Below are 21,773 nucleotides of genomic sequence, written 5' to 3'. Positions count from 1 at the left end.
TCGCGGACAAGGCGTTCCCGAGGCCTAGTCTAGCCACGCTCGCAAACAGAGAGCAACTGAAATGGGAGGATTTCAATGCGCATAAAATTGACCTGCGCCGCGCTCGCGCTTGCCTTGGGCTCCAGCCCGGCCTTTGCGCAGTCCGGTGAAATCACGATCTGGAGCTGGAATATCGCGGCTTCGTCGCTGAAGGCCACCATAGCGGGCTTCAACAAGCAGTATCCCGACATCAAGGTCACGGTCGAGGACCTCGGCAACCAGCCGACTTACGACAAATCGATCGCCGGCTGTGCCGCCGGCGGCGAGGGGCTGCCTGACATCGTTACGATCGAGAACGGGGAAGCGGAAAACTACTGGAGCCAGTTCCCGGATTGCTTCGTCGACCTGCACACGCTCGGCTACACCGCGGAAGACCAGGCAAAATTCCCCGACTTCAAGCGCACCGAGCTCGAGGTTGACGACAAGGCCTATGCGATGCCGTGGGATTCGGGCCCGGTGGCGATGTTCTACCGCCGTGATTTCTACGAGAAGGCCGGCGTCGACCCGTCCTCGATCAAGACCTGGGACGATTTCATCGCCGCCGCCAAGAAGATCCAGGCCGCCAATCCCGGCGTCACGATGACCAACGCCGATTTCAACGGCGATTCCGAATTCTTCCGCATGATCTCCAACGAGCAGGGCTGCGCCTATTTCTCGGCCGATGGTCAATCCATCACCGTCAACCAGCCCAAATGCGTCGATGCCATGACCAAGATCAAGGAGATGAAGGACGCCGGCATCATTTCCTCGGCCGACTGGAGCACCAAGATCACCAACAACACCGCCGGCAAGGTCGCCACGCAGATGTATGGCGGCTGGTATGAAGGCACCGTGCGCACCGAATCGCCCGATGGGGCAGGCAAATGGGGCGTCTATTTGATGCCGAGCCTGACCGCCGACGGTCCGCGCGCCGCCAATCTCGGCGGCTCCTCGCTCGCCATCACCTCGGTGTCGAAGAACAAGGAAGCCGCCTACGCCTATCTGAAATACACGCTTGCGACGAATGAGGGCCAGATCACCATGCTGAAAGGCTTCGGCCTGGTGCCATCGCTGATTTCGGCGCTCAACGACCCTTATGTCTCCGAAGGCCTGCCCTATTGGGGTGGCCAAGCGGTGTGGAAGGACATCCTCGGCACCTTGCCCAAGGTCGTACCCAGCCGCGGCACGCCGTTCCAGAGCGACGCCGAAATCATCATCCGCGCGGTGCAGACCAAATATCTGGCCGGCGGCTATCCCGACGCCAAGGCAGCGCTCGACGATGCCGCAAGCCAGATCGCCGCGGCGACCGGCCTGCCGGTCAAGTCGTGATCTGAACGAGGCGGCTCCGAGCGCACGGCTCCCCTTCTCCCCTTGTGGGAGAAGGTGTCGCCGAAGGCGACTGATGAGGGGCGCTCCAGCTTGGCGCCGGCGGCACTCCGGCCATCACCCCTCAACCGTCTCGGCGCTACGCGCCGATCCACCTTCTCCCACAAGGGGAGAAGGCAAGAGACTTGAAAAGCAGAAAGGAGGAAAACGATGCGCTACCAGAACGCCACGGCGTATCGCTTTCTCGCGCCTTATCTGCTGATCTTTTCGATCTTCTGGCTGTGGCCGATCATCGATTCCTTCCTGATCTCGTTCCAGGCGACGCGCACCGTGCCATGGCGTTTCGCGCCGACCTTCAACTGGGGCCGGCTGATCGGCGATCCGGCCTTCTTCAATGCCTTGAAGAACACATTGCTGATCCTTGTCATCCAGGTGCCGGTGATGATTTCGCTGGCGATTGTGATGGCGGTGCTTTTGAATTCGCCGCTGCTCAAGGCCCGTGGCCTGTTCCGCTTTGCCTTCTTCGCGCCGGTCGTGGTCGGCGAGGTCGCCTATTCGGCGGTTTTCCGGCTGATGTTCAATCTCGACTACGGCATCATCAACAAATTGCTGAACAGCATCGGCCTGCCCAGTGTCGACTGGTTTACCAACGTCACCCCGGCGATGGCGGTGATCATGATGGCGGTGACGTGGCGCTGGGCCGGCTACAACGCCATCATCCTGCTCGCCGGCCTGCAGTCGATTCCCGAGGATGTCTACGAGGCGGCGACCCTGGACCGGGTCAGCAAGGTCAAACAGTTCTTCTACATCACGCTGCCGCTGCTCAAGCCGATCATCGTGTTCTGCGCCGTGCTGTCGATCATCGGCACCATGCAGCTGTTCACCGAGCCCTTCCTGATCACCGAGCGCGGCGGGCCGGGCGGCGGCACCGAAACGCTCGGGCTGCTGCTTTACCGCCAGGGCTTCCGGTCGCTCAATTTCGGCTACGCTTCGGCCATCGCCTACACCATGGCCGGGCTGGCGATTGCCATTTCGCTGGTGCAGATATGGCTGACGAGGGAACCGAAATGACCTCGCGCTCCCCAATTGGCCATTCCCGGGTCAGCCGTTCCCAGGCCAGATTGGGCCGCAGCATCGCGCTGCATCTCTTCCTGACGCCGCTGGCGCTAGTCTGGCTGTTTCCGCTGTGGATGATGGTGGTTTTTTCGACGATGCCCGACAACGGCATCTTCAGCCCCGACATCGAGCTTTTGCCGCATGGCAATTTCCTCGACAATGTCAGCAATCTGCAGCGCGGCACCAATTTCATCGGCGCCATCGGCATCTCCGTCTCGGTGGCGGTGACCTATACCTTCCTGTCGGTGATGCTGACCTCGATGGCCGGCTGGGCGCTGGCGCGTTACAACTTCTTCGGCAAGGGCATGGTCGTCGCCATCATATTCGGCACCATCACGCTGCCCTATGCGGTCGTGCTGATCCCGCAATTCATCATGGTGGCGCGCGACTTCAAGCTCGCCAACACCTGGGTGGCGCTGATCGTACCGCCGCTGTTCAACTCGCTGGGCGTGCTGTTCATGCGGCAGAGTTTTTCGATGATGCCGCACGAGCTGTTCGACGCCGCCAAGGTCGAGGGCGTCAAGGAATGGCGGATATTCCTGTTCGTCGCCCTGCCTCTGGCACGGCCGATGCTGGCAGCGCTCGCCATCATCCTGTTCCTCGCCTCCTGGAACAACTATCTCTGGCCGCTGCTGATCAATTCCAAGCCGGGCGCAATGACCGCGCCGGTGGCGCTCGGCACACTGATCGGTCTCACCAAGGTGTCCTGGGGCGGCATCATGGCGGGCGCGGTGATGCTGACGGCGCCAATGCTCGTCGTGTTCGTGCTTCTGCAGCGCCATTTCGTCGCCGGCATCGCCGCCGGCGCCATCAAGTAAGGATCAGCATGGCGGCAGTCACACTCAAAAACGTCATCAAGCGCTTCGGCGTCTTCGAGATCGTCCACGGCGCCAACATCGACATCGACGACGGCGAATTCGTCGTCTTCGTCGGCCCTTCCGGCTGCGGCAAGTCCACGCTGCTCCGGATGATCGCCGGGCTCGAGGACATCAGCGACGGCGAGATCGCCATTGGCGGCAAGGTGGTGAACGACGTCGAGGCGGCCGATCGCGGCATCGCCATGGTGTTCCAGTCCTACGCGCTCTATCCGCATATGACGGTCGAGCAGAATCTAAGCTTCGGCCTGAGAATGACCGGCAACCCCAAGGCAGATACCGAGCGGCGGGTGAAGCGGGCTTCCGAGATCCTGCGCATTGCCGAGCTGATGAAGCGGCGGCCGCGGCAATTGTCGGGCGGCCAGCGCCAGCGCGTCGCCATCGGCCGCGCCATCGTGCGCGAGCCGCAAGTGTTCCTGTTCGACGAACCGCTCAGCAATCTCGATGCCGAGCTCCGGGTGCAGATGCGCGTCGAGATATCGCGCCTTCACAAGGAGCTTGGCGTTACCATGGTCTATGTGACGCACGACCAGACCGAGGCGATGACGCTGGCCGACAGGATCGTCGTGCTCAACGCCGGCAATATCGAGCAGATCGGCGCGCCGCTCGATCTCTACGACGACCCGGCCAACCGCTTCGTTGCCGGCTTCGTCGGCTCGCCGAAGATGAACTTTCTGGCGGCGAAAATGGTTGGCGCCGAAAACGGCGCTGCGGTCGTCGAACTGGTCAACCATCGCGGCGCGCGACTGCGCAAGCCGCTTTCGGATGCCTTGCCTGCGATAGGCGGCGATGTCGTGCTCGGCGTGCGGCCGGAGCATTTCTTCGACGCCGGCCAGGGCGATTGCGACCTTACCCTCAAGGCCGACGTCGCCGAGCACTTGGGATCGGTGAGCTATGTCTATGCCAATTCCGGGACCGGGGGCGGGCGCGAGGAACTGATCATCGAGCGCGAGGCCTCGCGGCATCGCGCGAATGGCGACGACCTGGTGGTGTCGATCAAGGCCGACCGCTCGCTTCTCTTCGACGCCACTGGCGCACGCATTCGCTAACCCATCTTTCTTTTGTCCGATCGCGATTGCTCGCGGCCACCCCACGGAGATTTGACATGACTTCCAAACCAGAAAAAGTTCGCTGGGGCATTCTCGGGCCCGGCAACATCGCCAAGGCTTTTGCCGGCGGCGTCGCCCATTCGCGCACCGGCACATTGGTCGCCTTAGGGGCGCGCAATCCGGGCAAGGCCGGGCTCACCGAGGCTTTCCCCGGCGCCCGCATTCTCGACGGCTACGAGGCTTTGCTTGGCGACCCGGATGTCGACGCGATCTATATTTCGACGCCGCATCCAAGTCATGCCGAATGGGCGATCAAGGCGGCCGAGGCCGGAAAGCATGTGCTTTGCGAAAAGCCGCTTGGCCTGACCGCCTTCGAGGCCGACGCCATGATCCATGCCGCGCGCAAGGCCGGCACCTTTCTCGGCGAAGCCTTCATGTACCGGCTGCATCCGCAGACGGCCAAGCTGGTCGAGCTGATCAGGGCCGGCGCGATCGGCGACATCAAGATGATCAAATCCAGCTTCGGCTTCGCCATGCCGGGCTTCATGCCGGAGCACCGGCTTTACGCCAAGGATCTCGCCGGCGGCGGCATTCTCGATGTCGGCGGCTATCCCGTCTCGATGGCGCGGCTGATTGCCGGCGCCGAGGCCGGAAAGCCCTTCGCCGAGCCGGACAAAGTGGTGGGCACTGCGCATCTCGGCCAATCCGGCGTCGACGAATGGGCGTCGGCGCTGTTGCATTTTCCGGGCGGCATCGTCGCGGAAGTGTCCTGCAGCATCTCCCTCGCTCAAGACAATGTGTTGCGCATTCTTGGCAGCAAAGGCCGTATCGAGGTGGCGGATTTCTGGTATGCCGGCGGCCACCAAGGCGGCACCGGCGAAATTCGCATCATCCGTCCGGGTGATACCGAGGTGGTCGAGGTCAAGGAGGACGGCTGGCTTTACGCGTTCGAGGTCGACGCCGCCGGCGAGGCCATTCTCGGCGGGAAGCAGGAGTTCGCGTGGCCCGGCATGGGCTGGGCCGACAGTCTCGGCAATCTGCGCGTGCTCGACAAATGGCGAGCCGCAATCGGGCTCGAATACGACATCGAGAAACCGGCAAAGCGCGTCAACACGATCTCCGGACGGAAGATGCGCTCCGGCGGGACCGCCATTTCCAAGCGCAGCATTCCGGGCCTGCCGCGGCCCGCCTCGTGCCTGGCGCTCGGCTTCGAGGATTTTCGCACCTTTTCGTCGGGCGCCATCCTGCTCGACGCCTATTTCGAGGCCGGCGGCAATCTGTTCGACACCGCCTTCGTCTACGGTTCCGGCTATACCGAGACGCTGCTCGGCCAGTGGCTGAAGAACCGCGGCGTGCGCGAGCAATCGGTGGTCATCGGCAAGGGTGCGCACTCGCCGCTCTGCTATCCCGACGTCATCGGCAAGCAGCTCACCCAGTCGCTCGAGCGGCTGCAAACAGACCATATCGACGTCTATTTCATGCATCGCGACAATCCGGATGTGCCGGTCGACGAATTCGTCGATGCGATGGACCGCGAGGTCAAGGCCGGCCGCATTCGCGGTCCGTTCGGCGGCTCGAACTGGACGATGGAACGCATGGACGAGGCGATTGCCTATGCCGAGCGCACCGGCAAGCAGAAGCCCGGCGCGCTTTCCAACAATTTCTCATTGGCCGAGATGCTGGAGCCGATCTGGGCAGGCTGCGTCACCTCCTCCAGCGACGCGTGGAAGGCCTGGCTCACCGCCCGGCAGATGCCGAACTTCGCCTGGTCGAGCCAGGGCCGCGGCTTCTTCACCGACCGCGCCGGCCGCGACCGGCGCGACAACGAGGAGTTGGTCCGGGTCTGGTACTCGGACAAGAATTTCGGCCGTCGCGACCGTGCCATCGAGCTCGCCAAGCGGCTGGGCAAAAGCCCGATCCACGTCGCGCTCGCCTACGTCCTGGCGCAGCCCTTCCCGTCCGTCCCGCTGATCGGGCCGCGCTCCCTCGACGAATTGGAAGACAGCCTCCAGGCGCTCGACATCTCACTTTCGCCGGACGATCTTGCATGGCTGGATAGCGGTTCGGATCAGGCCCGCGCGCGGGCCTGACAGCAGCGGCAGTCGCTTCCTTACGCTGCGCCCTTAGCTTCCGGACTGTTTGCGCTGCCCTCACCCTCTCCCGCAAAGAACCGGGAAAGGCTAAGAATGAGGGCAGCGCCACCGTCTCTGGAAGTTAGGGAAGACAGATGCTCGACATCGCACCATCGAAACAGGCTACCAGCTGGCTCGGTTCCTTTGCCAGGGCGCTCGAAGCGGGCGACGTCGAGGCCGCAACCAGCCTGTTCGTCGAGGACTGCTACTGGCGCGATCTTTTGACCTTCACCTGGAACATCAAGACGATGGAAGGCCGCGCGGCAATCCGCGACATGCTTGAGGCGACGCTGGCAAACACGAGGCCTACTCAGTGGCAGCTCAGCGGCGAAGCGACTTCGGACGAAGGCACCATCGAGGCCTGGTTTTCTTTCGAGACGTCATCGGCATGGGGGCAAGGCATCATGCGCCTCAGGGACGGCAAATGCCGGACGCTGTTTACGGCAATGACCGATCTCAAGGGGTTTGAGGAGCGCAAGGGCCCGGCGCGACCACTGGGCGTCCGCCACAAGGCGGATCCGGAACGCGAAACCTGGCTGGAGGCGAGGCGCCGCGAGGCACGTGACCTCGGCGCCAGCCAGCAGCCCTACTGCCTGGTCATCGGCGGCGGCCAGGGCGGCATCATGCTGGGGGCGCGGCTCAGGCAATTGGGCGTGCCGGCCATCGTCATCGAGAAGAACGCCCAGGCCGGCGATTCCTGGCGCAATCGCTACCGCTCGCTCGTGCTGCACGACCCGGTCTGGTACGATCACCTGCCCTACATCCCGTTTCCCGAGAACTGGCCGGTGTTCACGCCCAAGGACAAGATGGGCGACTGGCTGGAGATGTATACGCGCGTCATGGAGCTCAACTACTGGACCTCCACGACATGCGTGAGCGCCTCCTACGACGAGACCGAAAAGGTCTGGACGGTCGAGCTCGACCGCGCCGGCGAGCGCATCTCACTGAACCCGAAGCACATCGTCTTTGCAACCGGTGCTTATGGCCCGCCCAGGAGCATCGACTTGCCGGGCGCCGAGGTCTTCCAGGGCGAGATCCTGCATTCCAGCCAGTATTCCAGCGGCGAGAAATTCCGCTGCAAAAAGGTCGCCGTCATCGGCGCGGCAAGTTCCGGCCATGACGTCAGCGTCGACCTCTGGGAGAGCGGCGCCGAGGTGACCATGGTCCAGCGCTCGCCGACGACGGTGGTCAAGTCGGACACGCTGATGGAGATCGGTTTCGAGATCTTTTCGGAAAAGGCGCTGGCCCGCGGCATCACCACTGAGAAGGCCGACATGATCGTCGCCTCGACGCCGTTCGCGCTACTGCCGCAAGGCCAGCGGGCGCTTTACGACATCATCAAGGCGCGAGACGCGGCCTTCTACGACCGCTTGCGCAGCGCCGGCTTCGCCATCGATTTCGGCGACGACGAGACCGGGCTCCTGATGAAGGCCTACCGCACCGGCTCGGGCTTCTACATCGACGTCGGCGCCTGCGATCTGATCATCGACGGCGAGATCGGCATCCGTAGCGGCGTCGGGATCAAGTCGCTGACGCCGACAGGCATCCTCTTCGACGACGGCACCGAACTGGCGGCCGACGCAATCATCGCCTGCACCGGCTATCTCTCGATGAACGAAACCGTGGCGGCGATCGTTTCGCGCGAAGTCGCCGACAAGGTCGGGCCGTGCTGGGGGATTGGCTCAGGCGTGGAAGGCGACCCGGGTCCGTGGCAAGGCGAATTGCGCAACATGTGGAAGACGACGGCGCAGCAAGCGCTGTGGTTCCACGGCGGCAATCTGGCGCTGTCCCGCTTCTATTCGAAGTACGTGGCGCTGCAGATCAAGGCGCGCATGGAAGGCGTTGCGACGCCGGTCTATGGAGCGCCGGGGCGAAGCTGTGATCTCCCCCCTTGAGGGGGAGATGGCCGGCAGGCCAGAGGGGGTCGCCGCGCGTCGAGCGCCAACCTCCATCCGTTGCAGGAAGGCGAGCCCGGTCGAACCGACCCCCTCTGTCGCCTTCGGCGACATCTCCCCCTCGAGGGGGGAGATCACCCACGCCCGAAATGCCGGCTCACAACATCGACATGCGTGTCGTGCGCATGCGCTTCGAAGCGCTCGGTTTCGCCGAGATCGTCCACCGCCTCGTTCGGCCACCAGCTGCCGCCGACCACGATGCCGTCCGAGACCAACCTTTGCTCGGCGACCAGCGTGGCGCCGACCGAATCGACAAAGGTGAAGCGGCCCGGACGCAGCCGCAGCACCGCGATGTCCCCGACCGCACCAACCGCAAGCCTGCCGAGATCGGGCCTGGCGATCGCCTCGGCCGGCCGCTGTGTTGCGGCGCGCAGCACTTCGACCAGCGGCATGGCGAGCGCCAGCAGCTTCGACATGCAGACCAGAATGTCGAAGGCGGGACCATCGACACAATAGAGATGCACGTCACTGCTGATCACGTCCGGCGCCAATCCTTCGCTCAGCATCGCTTTGGCCACTTCGAAATCGAACGAGCCCATGCCGTGGCCGATATCGAAGATGACGCCGCGCTCGCGCGCCAGCCGCATGTCCGGCCGCACCGCCCCCGAGGCGAAGACCGGCGCGTTGGGAAACGGCCGGAAGCAGTGGGTGAGGATGTCGCCCTTGCGCAGCCGCGGCAGCACTTCCGAGCGGCCGGGCGGCGGCTCGTCTATATGCGCCATCAGCGGCAGGCCGGCTTTGTCGGCGGCCTCGAGCGCGAGATCGACCGGCGCGATGCCGCTGGTGCCACCGGCGTGGCGACCCGAGCGAACCTTGACGCCGACAACCACGTCCGCGTGCTCGCGCGCCGCCGCCACCGTTTCCCGCGGTTCGCAGAGCCGGAGGTCGCTACACTCGCCGACCGCCACGGTCTGCGAGAAGCCGAAAATGCCGGCAAAGGAAATGTTCACATAGGCCAGGATGCGGACCTTCGAGCGCTCGATGACGTGGCGGCGAAAGCCGAGGAAATTGCCGGCGCCGGCACTTCCGGCATCGATGAAGGTGGTGGTGCCGCTCTTTGCGGCGAGCTGGTCGGCATCGACGCCGAGCGAGGTGCCGCCCCAATAGACATGGCTGTGCAGGTCGATCAGGCCCGGCGCGACGATGGAGCCCGTGGCGTCGATGACGCGCGCGGCACGTTCGAAGGGGATTTCGGCGTCGATCGCGGCGATACGGCCGTCGGCAATCGCCAGATCGCGTTGCGCGTCGAGGCCGGACGCCGGATCGATGAGGCGGCCGCCTTTTATCAGCAGATCGAATTGCATCGCGCCTGTCTCCGCTTGCCCGTCAGGCCGGCCTGTAGGCAACGGCCTCGACCTCGATCTTGATGTCGATCATCAGCCGCGACTCCACTGTCGTGCGCGCCGGCGGGTCTTTCGGGAAATGCCTGGCATAGACGGTGTTGAAAATGCCGAAATCGCGCGCGTCCTCCAGCCAGACCGTCGTCTTGACCACGTCGTCGAGGGTACAGCCGGCCAGCGCCAGTGCCCCCTTGACGTTCGACAGCACCTGCTCGGTCTGTTCGGCGATGCCGCCCTTGACCACCAGCCCGTCGCTGCCGACCGGTACCTGGCCTGAGACATAGACGAAATCGCCGGCCCTGACCGCCGGAGACAACGGCACATGGGATTTTCCAAAACACTGCTTGGGCAAGAAGGCCTCCTGTCTAGGTTCTTTGGATGAACGCGCGATGCTGCGAGAGATAGGGGGCGGTTGCACGCCATCGATCCACATTTTGAAAGCCTATATCGCTTTGCTGCGGTAACGCCAGAACGATCACCGCCCTTGGTGATCCTTCGCGCCCCCCTCTGTCCCGCCAGCGTCTGGACCCGCGACACCAGCCGGCTCAGCGGTCGATCCGCGTCGACAGGATGATCGACGACGACGTGCGCTCGACCCCGTCCATGGCGCCGATCTGGTCGAGAAGAGTGTCGAGATCCCTGATCGACGGCGCCTCGACGATGACGATCATGTCGAAATTGCCGCTGACCGAGTGCAGCCTGCGAACCGGCGCCAGCGCCTGCAGGCTGCGCACCACCTTGTCGGCAAGCTTGGGGGTGACGGTGAGCAGGACATGCGCCCTGACCAGCCCCTGTTCGTAATCCGGCGAAAGCCTGACGCCGTAGCCGGCGATGATGCCGCGCTGTTCCAGCCGCTCGATCCGGCTTTGCACCGTCGTTCGTGAGACGCCGAGCCGCCGCGCCAGTTCGGCGGTCGAGGCGCGCGCATTGATGCGCAGCAGGGAAAGCAGCGCCTGGTCGGCATCGCTGAGCATTTCGACGAACCTTGTCGGCATATTGTGTAAAGAGAGACTGCGTTTAGTACAATCCTACGCTTCCTTTCGACAGGCAAGCTGCGATTCTAACCGTGAATTTAGCATTGGTGCGAGGGACCGGTCATGAAGGAAATCATTGTCGTCGGCGCCGGCAAGATCGGCTCGACCATTGCCGAGATGCTGGCTTCCACGGGCAACTACCATGTCACGCTCGTCGACCGCTCGGCGGCGCAGCTTGGCGCGGCCGAACTGCCTGAAACGGTCGAGACGCTGGAACTCGACATCGAGGCCGCCGGCACCCTCGAAGCGGCCTTGGCCGGCAAGTTCGCCGTGCTCAGCGCCGCGCCCTTCCATCTGACGACGCGCATCGCCGAGGCGGCGGCCAGCGCCGGGGTGCACTATCTCGATCTGACCGAGGACGTCGTCAGCACCAGGCGGGTCAAGGAGCTGGCGCGTTCCGGCAGCAGCGCCTTCATCCCGCAATGCGGGCTGGCGCCGGGCTTCATCTCGATCGTCGCCAACGATCTCGCCAGCCGCTTCGACACGCTGGAAAGCGTGCGCATGCGGGTCGGCGCTCTGCCGCAATACCCGTCGAATGCGCTGAACTACAACCTGACCTGGAGCACCGACGGCGTCATCAACGAATATTGCGAGCCTTGCGAGGCGATCGTCGAAGGCGAGCTGGTCGAAGTGCCGCCGCTCGAGGAGCGCGAGGAGTTCTCGCTCGACGGCGTCACCTACGAGGCGTTCAACACCTCGGGCGGGCTGGGCACGCTGGCCGAAACGCTGAAAGGCAAGGTGCGGACGCTGAACTACCGCACCATCCGCTATCCCGGCCATGCCGCGATCATGAAGGCGCTGCTCAACGATCTCGGCCTGCGCCACCGCCGCGACGTGCTGAAGGACATTTTCGAAAGCGCCCTGCCGGCGACGCTGCAGGACGTGGTCATCGTCTTCGTCACCGTCAGCGGCCGCAAGAACGGCCGTCTGCTGCAGGAAACCTACGCCAACAAGATCTACGCCAGGCGTGTCGGCGAAACGGTGCGCAGCGCCATCCAAATCACCACGGCGTCCGCCATCTGCGCCGTGCTCGACATGCTCGCCGACGGCACCTTGCCGGCAAAGGGCTTCATCAAGCAGGAGGACATCGCGCTCGACGCGTTTCTAGCCAACCGATTCGGCCGCGCCTATGCGCAGCACGAGATGGTTAGCCGGCTTGCGGGGTGAGCTGCGTAATCTCCCCTTGAGGGGGAGATGTCGCCGAAGGCGACAGAGGGGGTCGCCTCGCGTAAAGCGCTAACCTCCATCTGTCGCAAGGGACGTCGCATCCAGTCGAACCGACCCCCTCTGGCCTGCCGGCCATCTCCCCCTCAAGGGGGGAGATCACCTGCCCTCAGACGTGCACCGCCCGCCCCAGCGCCTTCAGCGCCGCCTCCTGAAAACCCTCGCCCTGTGTCGGATGGGCATGGATGGTGCCCGCAATGTCCTCCAGCGTCGCGCCCATCTCCAGCGCCAGCCCAAACGCCGTCGACAGTTCCGACACGCCCTGGCCGACCGCCTGGATGCCGAGCACCAGATGGTTGTCGGCGCGGGCAACGACCCGGACGAATCCGTCCTCGCCCAACTTCGTCATCGCCCGGCCATTGGCGGTGAAGGGAAACAGTCCGACCTTGATCTCGCCACTGGTCTTGGCCTCCTCCGGCGACAGGCCTGCGGTGACCAGCTCCGGATCGGTGAAGCAGACAGCCGGGATCGCTCGTCTGTCCCAGCTGCGCTTGTGGCCGGCGACGATCTCGGCGACCATTTCACCCTGCGCCATCGCCCGGTGCGCCAGCATCGGCTCGCCGGTGACGTCGCCAATGGCAAAGATGCCACGCATCGAGCTGCGGCACTGGTCATCGATGCGGATGAAGGGTCCGGCCATGTCGAGGTCGATCTGCTCCAACCCCCAGCCTTCGGTCACCGGCTTCCGACCGACCGTGACCAGGACCTTGTCGGCAGCAATCTTGCCGTTCTTGCCGCCATTCGTCTCGACCAGCAGCGCGTCGCGCTTAGTGGACAGCCCCTTGGCCTTGGCGTTCACGAGCACCTCGATGCCGAGTTCGGCCAGCCGCTTCACCACCGGCCGGGTCAGTTCCGCATCGTATTGCGCCAGCACGCGCGGCAACGCCTCGACCACGGTCACCTTGGCGCCCAGCTTGGCAAAGGCGATGCCGAGTTCCAGCCCGATATAGCCGCCGCCGACCACCGCCAGCCTCTCCGGAACTTCGCTCAGCGCCAGCGCCTCGGTCGACGAAATCACCGGCCCACCGAATGGCAGCGATGGCAGTTCGACCGGCGCCGAGCCGGTCGCGATCACCACCGTTTCGGCGCGGATCACCTGCATGCCGATCTCGGTCTCGACGGCAACGGTCTTGCCGTCGCGAAATGTCGTCCAGCCATGCACCGTCTTCACGCCCGCTTTCTTCAGCAGACCGGCGACACCGTTGTTCAGCCGGCTAACGATGCCATCTTTCCAGGCAATGGTCGCGGCGAGATCAAGCGATGGTGCTGCGACCGTTATGCCGAGTGGACTTTTGCCGCCGGCCATGTGCGAGAGCTTCTCGAACTCTTCGGCCGCATGGATCAGCGCCTTGGACGGGATGCAGCCGACATTGAGGCAAGTGCCGCCGGGCTTGCCGGCCTCGACAATCACCGTGTCGATGCCAAGTTGCCCGGCGCGGATGGCGCAGACATAGCCGCCGGGACCGGCGCCGATGACGAGCAGCTTGCAGGAGATTTCCTTCATCATGTCGCTCTAGCTCCTCGGCAAGCTGGAGGGACAGCACCCCCCTCTGCCCTGCCGGGCATCTCCCCCGCAAGGGGGGAGATCAGCAGCTTCGACGCCCCGCTTACTCCTGCGACATTGGAGATTGGCGAAGGCCGGGAAGGCAGCCAATCTCCCCCCTTGCGGGGGAGATGCCCGGTAGGGCAGAGGGGGGTGGGAAGGATCGCTACTGTTCTCATTCTGCGCTGCTGCCCATTACCTCAATCCACAAAAATCAGCGCCGGCGTCTCCAGCAACGCCTTGATCCGCTGGATGAACACCGCCGCGTCCCAGCCGTCGACGACGCGGTGGTCGAAGCTGGAGGACAGGTTCATCATCTTGCGCGGGATGAACTGGGTGCCATCCCATACCGGCCGCACCATCATCTTGTTGACGCCGACGATCGCCACTTCCGGGTGGTTGATCACGGGTGTCGTCGCCACGCCGCCCATGGCGCCGAGCGAGGTGATGGTGATGGTCGAGCCCGAGAGCTCGTCGCGCGTCGCCGTTCCGGACTTTGCCGCTTCGGCCAGCCTGACAACCTCGGCTGCGCAATCCCAGATGTCGCGCGCCTCGGCGTGCTTGACCACCGGCACCATCAGCCCCGAAGCCGTCTGCGCGGCGATGCCGATATGGACGCCGCCATGCTGGTGGACGATGCCGGCTTCGTCGTCGAACAGCGCGTTGACATTGGGCTGGTCGGCGATTGCCTTGACCATCGCCCGCATCAGGAACGGCAGCAGCGTCAGCTTCGGCCTGTCCCCGCCCGGCCGCTTCTCCTTGTTGAGCGCGGCGCGCAAATCCTCGAGCGCGGTGACGTCGATCTCCTCGACATAGGTGATGTGCGGGATGCGCGACTTGGCCAGCGTCATCTTTTCGGCGATCTTTCGCCTGAGCCCGACTATCTTGATGTCCTCGACCGCCTCGTTGCGGGCGAGGCCAAGGGCCTTCGCGAGCTGCGGTCCGCGTGCCAGGAACGCGTCGATGTCCTCGTGCTGGATACGGCCGGCCGGGCCGGTTCCCGGGACCTGCCGAAGGTCGATGCCGGCCTCTTTCGCCCTGAGGCGGACGGCCGGCGAGGCCAGTGGCTTTTCGCCCTCTGGGCGCGCCGCTCCGGACGTCGCAGTACCCCCACCCCTAACCCCTCCCCACAAGGGGGAGGGGGATTCTGTCCGCGCCACACCTGCGTTCCCGTTTCTTGGAGCAAGCTCAGGCGAGAGCGAGGGGCGCGGGGCATCGGCTTTGGCGGCCGTGACGCGTCCCCCTCCCCCTTGTGGGGTGGAGTCAGGGGTGGGGGTACGCTTGGCGCCCGCCTCAACGTCCCGTGGCGGCTTGACGTTACCCTCGCCCGCCACCTTCAACCTGACAATCGGTGAGCCGATCGCCACCGTGTCGCCGATCTCGGCGCCCAACCAGACGATTTCGCCATCGACGGGCGAAGGAATCTCGACCGTCGCCTTGTCGGTCATGACAGCGGCAAGCACGGCATCCTCGCGCACGAGATCGCCGACCTTGACCTGCCATTCGACGAGCTCGGCCTCGGCGACGCCTTCGCCGACATCGGGCAGCTTGATGACATATTCGCCCATCGTCTTCCCCCTTAGGCTTCCATCGTTTCGACGAGCGCGCGGCCTAGCCGGGCCGGACCGGGAAAATAGTCCCACTCCTGCGCATGCGGATAGGGCGTGTCCCAGCCGGTGACCCGCGCCACCGGCGCTTCCAGATGGTAGAAGCAGTTCTCCTGCACCAGCGCCGAAAGTTCGGCGCCGAAGCCGGATGTCAGCGTCGCCTCATGCACGATCACACAGCGCCCGGTCTTGTTGACCGAGGCGACGATCGTCTCGAGATCCAGCGGCAGCAGCGTCCTCAGATCGATGATCTCGGCATCGATGCCGGTCTCCTCGGCGGCCGCCTGGGCGACATAGACCATCGTGCCATAGGCAAGCACGGTGACCGCAGCGCCCGGCCGCCGGATCACGGCCTTGCCGAGCGGCACGGTGTAATGGCCATCGGCGACTTCGCCGAGCTCATGTTTCGACCATGGCGTTACCGGCCGCTCGTGATGACCATCGAAGGGGCCGTTGTAGAGCCGCTTCGGTTCCAGGAAGATCACCGGGTCGGGATCCTCGATCGCCGCGATCAGCAGGCCCTTGGCGTCGTGCGGATTGGACGGAACCACGACTTTCAGCCCAGAGACGTGGGTGAACAGCGCCTCCGGGCTCTGGCTGTGGGTCTGGCCGCCGAAGATACCGCCGCCGGTCGGCATTCTCACGACGATCGGGCAGGTGAAATCACCGTTCGACCGGTAGCGCAGCCGCGCCGCTTCCGAGACGATCTGGTCATAGGCCGGATAAACATAGTCGGCAAACTGCACCTCGACGCAAGGCTTCAGCCCGTAGGCCGCCATGCCGATCGCCGCGCCGACAATCCCGGATTCGCTGATCGGCGCATCGAAGCAGCGGCTCTTGCCGTATTTCGCCTGCAGGCCTTGCGTGCAGCGGAAAACGCCGCCGAAGAAACCGACATCCTCGCCGAACACGATGACGCGTTCGTCGCGCGCCATCGACACGTCCATGGCGTCGCGGATCGCCTCGATCATGGTCCGCCGCGGCATGGTCAGACCCCGGCCTGTTGGCGCTGGCGCCGGAGATGCGGCGGCATCTCGGCATAGACGCCCTCGAACATGTCGCGGGCCGAGGGCTTGCCGCCGGCATGCAGCGTGCCATGGCGCTCGGCCTCCCGCTGCGCCGAAATCACCGTGTCGAGGATTTCCGCCTCGGCCTGGGCGTGGCGTTCATCCGACCAGACGCCGCGCTGGATGAGATGGTTCTTCAGCCTGACGATCGGGTCGCCGAGCGGCCAGGCATCGGACTCTGCCTTCGGCCGGTAAGCGGACGGGTCGTCGGAGCTCGAATGGGCGCCGACGCGGTAGGTGACGTATTCGATCAGCGTCGGCCCGAGATTGCTGCGCGCCCGTTCCGCGGCCCATTTGGCCACCGCGTGGACGGCGAGATAGTCGTTGCCGTCGACGCGCAGCGACGGAATGCCGAAGCCGAGCCCGCGCGCGGCGAACGTGCCGGAGCCGCCGCGGGCGATGCCCTGGAACGTCGAAATCGCCCACTGGTTGTTGACGACATTGAGCACGACCGGCGCCTTGTAGGTCGAGGCGAAGACCAGCGCCGAATGGAAGTCGGACTCGGCGGTCGAGCCGTCGCCGATCCAGGCGGCGGCGATCTTTGAATCGTTGCTGATTGCCGAGGCCATCGCCCAGCCGACCGCCTGGATATACTGCGTCGCCAGATTGCCGGAGATCGAGAAGAAGCCGTGCTCCTTCGACGAATACATGATCGGCAATTGCCGCCCTTTCAGCGGATCGGCCTCGTTCGAATAGATCTGGTTCATCATCGTGACCATCGGGTAGCCGTCGGCGATGAGCAGGCCGGCCTGCCGATAGGTCGGAAAATTCATGTCGCCCCGCGACAGCGCCTTGCGGAAGGCGCAGCTCACCGCCTCTTCGCCGAGATGCTGCATGTAGAAAGAGGTCTTGCCCTGGCGCTGCGCCATCTGCATGCGCGCATCGAAGCTGCGCAGCGTCACCATATGACGTAGCCCCTCCAGCAGCTCTTCATCGGAAAGCAGGCCGGCCCATGGCCCGACGGCCTCGCCAGCGCGGTTCAGCACGCGAATGATCGAGAACGCCAGATCGCGGATGGTACGCGGATCGACGTCGATCTCGGGACGCGGCACTGAGCCGGCCTTGGGGATGGTCACGTCTGAAAAATCCGGCGTTCCGCCCGGCCGCACCTCCGGCTCCGGAACATGGAAACGCAACATTCCGGCATCGGCCATGATCTCGGTTCCTCCACTGTTGCCTGGCCAGGATATTTGCACATCCACGCCGCCAGACCAGTGCGAATTCGTCGGGGAAGCCTTCGGTCCTTCGGACCCGGCCGATGCAGCCTCCCGCGCACAAGATGAAGATATGTCTGCGAAATTTCTTGTCGATGTTGGACGGCAGCACGCAACTTAGCAGAAATTTGCCGACGATTGCCGCAACAGACGATATGTCCCGGGGTGAGCTTGCCTTTGACGAGCCCGCTTCCAGCGATTCAAGTTGCGCCCACCATCCAGGACCCTATCCTGACAGGATCGTTTTGAGAGAGGTGGGAATGCAAGGCAGATCGAGGGCCGTCGTCGCTTTGGCGATTGTAGCTTTTCTGGTTGGATCCGGTCGACCAACTTTCGCTCAGTCGGACGATTGCATCGGCACGTACCATCGCACGAGGGATGCTGCCTGCATTGACCGGCTCATCACAACCTTGGATCAAGCTCCGTCCGGCGCTGAAAACGGAACGATAACCGGTTTTTTCGCTGCATTGTTCGACGGCTCGCCGGAGATGCGACGAAAACTGCTGGATGGCGTGCCCTCCGATCGCGCGGCTGACCTTTATCTGGCCGCTCTGCACAAGGCTGGTCTCACGGACGAAGCGCGGCGTTTCGCGTCGAGCCGAAAGCTGGATGATGCAGCATCCGCCGGTGCCATCCCTTTGAAAACGTTGACACCTCTCTTTGTCCCGTTGGACAATGATCTGCTGCTTGGCGCCTATATGGCGACAGGAGACTTGTCCTACATAGATCATATTCTGGAAAATCTTCGAACCAGCCGTGACGGCATCGCGGCGGACGCAATCCGTATCGGCCTTGTTATGGGGAAATTCGGGGGTGTGGTGGCTCCAGGTCGCCCCGAGAATATCATGATTGTCGCTGCGTGCCGGAAATATGGGTGTCCCAAGAGCCAGGCATCAAAGATATGATGCGTGTGATGACGGTGGCATCGGCTGTATGGGCTATACGGTCGCTGGCGAAGAATGACGTTGCAATCAAACAGGAACTCGATCGCTTTTTCCAAAACGACTCGCGTTTGGCCGCCATTTTCGCAAGAGAGCAGAACGCCTTCACAAATTATCTGGCCTCAGTGACTTTGTGGTCAGTCGAGAAAGACAAATCGCTTGACGCGGCAATGACGGACTACGAACGCCTCGGTGATGCCGATAGCTCGTTCAAGCCTGATAGTCCCGAGAACAAGAACTAGCAGGCCGGCGCCCGTGGTTCACCTCGCGCCCGCGTCATGCTAATCAGCGCCAATGGCACAGAAGAAAGCATACGAGGTCGATTCATGGCTCGCGAAGCCGGATCCGCGCGTCTCGATCGTGTTGCTTTACGGTCCCGATCGCGGGCTGGTTGCCGAGCGGGCAAAGGCCTTTGCCGGCAAGACCGGCCTGCCGCTTGACGATCCGTTCTCGGTGGTCAGGCTGGACGGTTCGGAGGTCGAACGCGACGAGGGCCGCCTGCTCGACGAGGCCCGCACCGTGCCGATGTTTTCGGAGCGGCGCCTGCTATGGGTGCGCAATGCCGGCGCCCAGAAGGCGCTTGCTGACGACGTCAAGGCGCTGACGTCGGAGCCCGCGCGGGATGCCATCATCCTCATCGAGGCCGGCGACCTGAAGAAGGGCGTCGGCCTGCGCGCCGTGGTGGAGGCGGCGGACAATGCCATGGCATTGCCTTGCTATGCCGATGAAGCCAGGGATATCGATACGGTCATCGACGACGAATTGCGCAAGGCCGGCATGTCGATGACACTGGAGGCGCGGCAGGCGCTGCGCCGCAATCTCGGCGGCGACCGGCTGGCCTCGCGCGGCGAGATCGAAAAGCTGGTGCTTTATGCGCATGGCCAGCCCGAAATCGGCCTCGATGACGTCAAGGCGACGTCTGGCGATGTCTCCGGCCTCTCCTTCGACGCGGCGGTCGACGCCCTGCTCGAAGGCAGGATCGCCGACTTCGACAGCGCCTTCACCCGCCATTGCCAGTCTGGCGGCCAGCCCTTCCTGGTGCTTTCATCGGCGATGCGGCAGTTGCAGGCGATCCAGGCCATGCGCGGCCAGATGGACGCCGGCGGCCGCAATGCCGCTTCGGTCGTTGCCGCGGCGCGCCCGCCGGTTTTTTTCTCGCGGCGCAAGCTGGTGGAGAAAGCCCTCGAACGGTGGAGCAGCGAAGGGCTCGGCCGCGCACTCAACCGTCTGCAGACGGCGATCCTGCAGACACGCCGGCGGCCGGATCTGTCGGTCGCGCTGGCACGCCAGGCGCTGCTCGGCATTGCCGTGGAGAGCGCAAGGCTGGCGCAGCGCACCTGATCTCCCCCCTTGAGGGGGAGATGTCGCCGAAGGCGACAGAGGGGGTCGCAGCGCGTGGAACACCAGCCCCTTCCGCGACGACAGACGACGTGGGCGCTTGATGTGAGACGACCCCTTCTGGCCTGCCGGCCATCTCCCCCTCAAGGGGGGAGATTAATTACTTCGACGATTTCGCCAATGACCGGCGCCTTAGAAAAAACGTTACTTGCCGGCTAAAGACCTCGACGTTTTGGCAACCCTACTCCCGCTTCAGCCTTCGGCAAAGCTCGTCGAGCTGCTCCAGCGTCCGATAGGCGACGCTGATCACGCCGCCGCGCTGGTTGTGCTCGATCGTGACGATCATGCCGATAGTATTGGTCATCAGCTTTTCCAGCGCCAGCGTGTCGGCATCCTTTTGCGGCGGGGGCGCAGGCTGGCGCTTTGCCGTCGGCGCGCCGACCGGCATCTGCGCCAAAGCTTCGGCCTGGCGCACCGAAAGCCCCTCGTCGATGATCCGCTTGGCAAGCCCGGCCGGGTCGTCGGCCGTCACCAGGGTGCGGGCATGGCCGGCCGAGAGCGCGCCGTCGACCAGCATGTCGCGAATGACGTCGGGCAGCTTGAGCAGTCTCAGTGTATTGGCGACATGGCTGCGGCTCTTGCCGATCACCTGGCCGAGATCGGCCTGCGTATAGCCGTGGTCGTCGATCAGCTGCTGGTAGCCCAATGCTTCCTCGACCGGGTTGAGGTCGGTGCGCTGGACGTTTTCGATGATCGCAAGCTCTAGCGCCGTGCGATCGTTGACGTCGCGTACGATGATCGGGATTTCGGTCAGCCCGGCGCGTTGCGCCGCACGCCAGCGACGCTCGCCGGCGATGATCTCGTAGCGGCCTGTTTGGGTTTTCGACGGCCGCGCCACCACCGGCTGCACCACGCCATGCTCGCGGATCGACTGGGCGAGGTCGGTCAGGTCGGCGTCGCCAAAATGCCGGCGCGGGTTCTTCGGGTTGGGGCTGAGGAACTCGATCGGCACCTTGCCGTCGGCCGTCAGCCCGGGCTTTTCCGGAGCCGCCGGGCGATCGATTTCGCCGATCAGCGCCGCCAGTCCCCGTCCCAATCTTTTTCTCGAAGGGTCTTCGTTCATCGTCCGTCCAGATCGTTTCGGTATCGAATTCGGCTTATCGTTCAGGCGGCCCGCAATTTGCGCTCGCGACGGATCACTTCCGAAGCAAGCTGCAGATAGGCCTGGCTGCCCGAGCATTTGAGGTCGTAGAGAATCGCCGGCTTGCCATAGGACGGCGCCTCGGAAACACGGACATTGCGCGGGATGACGGTCTGGTAGACCTTGTCGCCCATATGCGCCCGGACATCCTGCACCACCTGGTTGGCGAGATTGTTGCGCCCGTCGAACATGGTCAGCACGATGCCCTGGATCGTCAGGTCGGGGTTGATCGAACGGCGCACCTGCTCGACCGTCTCCAAAAGCTGGCTCAGGCCCTCCAGCGCGAAAAACTCGCACTGCAGCGGCACCAGCACCGAATCGGCCGCAGCCATCGAATTCAGTGTCAACAGGTTGAGCGAGGGCGGGCAGTCGATCAGCACATAGCCGAATTTGGCCGAGCGCTCGGCCGAAGCCCGTAGCGCGTTGCGCAGCCGCAGAACCCGATCCGGCGCCGAGGCGATTTCCATCTCGATGCCGAGCAGGTCGAGCGTCGACGGCACGATCGACAGGCCTGGCACCGCCGTCGGGATCGCGGCTGCTTCGAGATCGAGCTCGCCGGTCAGCACATCATAGGAGGATACGGTGCGGTCGCGCCGGTCGATGCCAAGCCCGGTGCTGGCATTGCCCTGCGGGTCGAGATCGACGATCAGCACCTGTTCGCCTATGGCTGCCAGCGCGGTGGCCAGATTGATGGCGGTTGTCGTCTTGCCGACGCCGCCCTTCTGGTTGGCGACGGTGATGATTCGGGGGCCGTTCTTCATCATGGGTCTATGCCAGAAATTCATTTGGGTCG

General features: G+C 64.1%; 19 protein-coding genes. 10 read left to right on the top strand and 9 right to left on the bottom strand.

What is annotated here, in order from left to right; translation table 11 throughout:
- The first annotated feature begins 75 nt into the window (after positions 1-75).
- The 6 genes from NKH23_RS02840 to NKH23_RS02815 all read left to right on the top strand — a co-directional run bounded on the left by NKH23_RS02840 (position 76) and on the right by NKH23_RS02815 (position 8,411).
- Complete coding sequence (locus NKH23_RS02840; protein WP_023675947.1) at positions 76-1,347, top strand: extracellular solute-binding protein; 1,272 nt, start codon at positions 76-78, stop codon at positions 1,345-1,347.
- 207 nt (positions 1,348-1,554) lie between these two features.
- The gene (locus NKH23_RS02835) at positions 1,555-2,415 is read left to right on the top strand and encodes a carbohydrate ABC transporter permease (RefSeq protein ID WP_023720572.1); all 861 of its coding nucleotides are present in this window, start codon (positions 1,555-1,557) and stop codon (positions 2,413-2,415) included.
- Entirely contained in the window at positions 2,412-3,278 is an 867-nt protein-coding gene (locus tag NKH23_RS02830; RefSeq protein WP_352913079.1) for a carbohydrate ABC transporter permease, read from the top strand. The genes NKH23_RS02835 and NKH23_RS02830 overlap by 4 nt, the downstream gene beginning before the upstream one ends.
- 8 nt (positions 3,279-3,286) lie before the next feature.
- Positions 3,287-4,384, top strand: a complete 1,098-nt coding sequence (locus NKH23_RS02825) for an ABC transporter ATP-binding protein (protein WP_352913081.1) — start codon at positions 3,287-3,289, stop codon at positions 4,382-4,384.
- Positions 4,385-4,440: 56 nt separating this feature from the next.
- Positions 4,441-6,474 carry an aldo/keto reductase gene (locus NKH23_RS02820; RefSeq protein WP_352977033.1) on the top strand — a complete coding sequence of 678 codons (2,034 nt, stop codon included), beginning with the start codon at positions 4,441-4,443 and terminating at the stop codon, positions 6,472-6,474.
- A 137-nt stretch (positions 6,475-6,611) separates the two neighbouring features.
- A complete protein-coding gene (locus NKH23_RS02815; protein ID WP_352977032.1) occupies positions 6,612-8,411 on the top strand; it encodes an NAD(P)-binding domain-containing protein in 1,800 nt (599 codons plus the stop codon).
- Between the two features lie 134 nt (positions 8,412-8,545).
- Here the strand turns inward: NKH23_RS02815 and NKH23_RS02810 are convergent, their stop codons facing one another.
- The 3 genes from NKH23_RS02810 to NKH23_RS02800 all read right to left on the bottom strand — a co-directional run bounded on the left by NKH23_RS02810 (position 8,546) and on the right by NKH23_RS02800 (position 10,785).
- Positions 8,546-9,775 (bottom strand): amidohydrolase/deacetylase family metallohydrolase, encoded by a 1,230-nt coding sequence (locus tag NKH23_RS02810; protein WP_352913084.1) that lies wholly within the window; start codon positions 9,773-9,775, stop codon positions 8,546-8,548.
- A gap of 22 nt (positions 9,776-9,797) precedes the next feature.
- Complete coding sequence (locus NKH23_RS02805; protein ID WP_352466543.1) at positions 9,798-10,163, bottom strand: RidA family protein; 366 nt, start codon at positions 10,161-10,163, stop codon at positions 9,798-9,800.
- 193 nt (positions 10,164-10,356) lie between these two features.
- A complete protein-coding gene (locus NKH23_RS02800) occupies positions 10,357-10,785 on the bottom strand; it encodes an Lrp/AsnC family transcriptional regulator (protein ID WP_352913086.1) in 429 nt (142 codons plus the stop codon).
- Positions 10,786-10,908: 123 nt separating this feature from the next.
- On the opposite strand from NKH23_RS02800, the gene NKH23_RS02795 reads away from it, so the two are divergent.
- Positions 10,909-12,012, top strand: a complete 1,104-nt coding sequence (locus NKH23_RS02795; protein ID WP_352913088.1) for a saccharopine dehydrogenase family protein — start codon at positions 10,909-10,911, stop codon at positions 12,010-12,012.
- 166 nt (positions 12,013-12,178) lie between these two features.
- Here the strand turns inward: NKH23_RS02795 and lpdA are convergent, their stop codons facing one another.
- The 4 genes from lpdA to NKH23_RS02775 form a co-directional block, all read right to left on the bottom strand.
- A complete protein-coding gene (lpdA, locus tag NKH23_RS02790; RefSeq protein WP_352977075.1) occupies positions 12,179-13,573 on the bottom strand; it encodes a dihydrolipoyl dehydrogenase in 1,395 nt (464 codons plus the stop codon).
- Positions 13,574-13,812: 239 nt separating this feature from the next.
- Positions 13,813-15,180: a dihydrolipoamide acetyltransferase family protein gene (locus NKH23_RS02785; protein ID WP_352977030.1), complete on the bottom strand. Its 1,368-nt coding sequence runs from the start codon at positions 15,178-15,180 to the stop codon at positions 13,813-13,815.
- Positions 15,181-15,191: 11 nt separating this feature from the next.
- Positions 15,192-16,205: an alpha-ketoacid dehydrogenase subunit beta gene (locus NKH23_RS02780; protein ID WP_292665092.1), complete on the bottom strand. Its 1,014-nt coding sequence runs from the start codon at positions 16,203-16,205 to the stop codon at positions 15,192-15,194.
- A gap of 2 nt (positions 16,206-16,207) precedes the next feature.
- The gene (locus NKH23_RS02775; RefSeq protein ID WP_352466549.1) at positions 16,208-17,440 is read right to left on the bottom strand and encodes a 3-methyl-2-oxobutanoate dehydrogenase (2-methylpropanoyl-transferring) subunit alpha; all 1,233 of its coding nucleotides are present in this window, start codon (positions 17,438-17,440) and stop codon (positions 16,208-16,210) included.
- Between the two features lie 149 nt (positions 17,441-17,589).
- On the opposite strand from NKH23_RS02775, the gene NKH23_RS02770 reads away from it, so the two are divergent.
- From NKH23_RS02770 to holA, 3 genes are read left to right on the top strand one after another with little or no spacing between them, the layout of a single operon-like run.
- The gene (locus NKH23_RS02770; protein ID WP_353034205.1) at positions 17,590-18,405 is read left to right on the top strand and encodes a hypothetical protein; all 816 of its coding nucleotides are present in this window, start codon (positions 17,590-17,592) and stop codon (positions 18,403-18,405) included.
- Positions 18,402-18,683 (top strand): hypothetical protein, encoded by a 282-nt coding sequence (locus NKH23_RS02765; protein ID WP_353034203.1) that lies wholly within the window; start codon positions 18,402-18,404, stop codon positions 18,681-18,683. Before NKH23_RS02770 ends, NKH23_RS02765 begins: the two co-directional genes overlap by 4 nt.
- 52 nt (positions 18,684-18,735) lie before the next feature.
- Complete coding sequence (gene holA / locus NKH23_RS02760; RefSeq protein WP_352913093.1) at positions 18,736-19,782, top strand: DNA polymerase III subunit delta; 1,047 nt, start codon at positions 18,736-18,738, stop codon at positions 19,780-19,782.
- 238 nt (positions 19,783-20,020) lie between these two features.
- Here the strand turns inward: holA and NKH23_RS02755 are convergent, their stop codons facing one another.
- Both NKH23_RS02755 and NKH23_RS02750 read right to left on the bottom strand, forming a co-directional pair.
- The gene (locus NKH23_RS02755) at positions 20,021-20,902 is read right to left on the bottom strand and encodes a ParB/RepB/Spo0J family partition protein (protein ID WP_352913094.1); all 882 of its coding nucleotides are present in this window, start codon (positions 20,900-20,902) and stop codon (positions 20,021-20,023) included.
- Positions 20,903-20,943: 41 nt separating this feature from the next.
- Complete coding sequence (locus NKH23_RS02750; protein WP_352913096.1) at positions 20,944-21,744, bottom strand: ParA family protein; 801 nt, start codon at positions 21,742-21,744, stop codon at positions 20,944-20,946.
- Between the last annotated feature and the right edge of the window lie 29 nt (positions 21,745-21,773).

The sequence above is a fragment of the Mesorhizobium sp. M1328 genome (assembly GCF_040318075.1).
In the GTDB taxonomy this organism is placed as follows: domain Bacteria; phylum Pseudomonadota; class Alphaproteobacteria; order Rhizobiales; family Rhizobiaceae; genus Mesorhizobium.
This window is presented reverse-complemented; position numbering and strand designations above follow the sequence as displayed.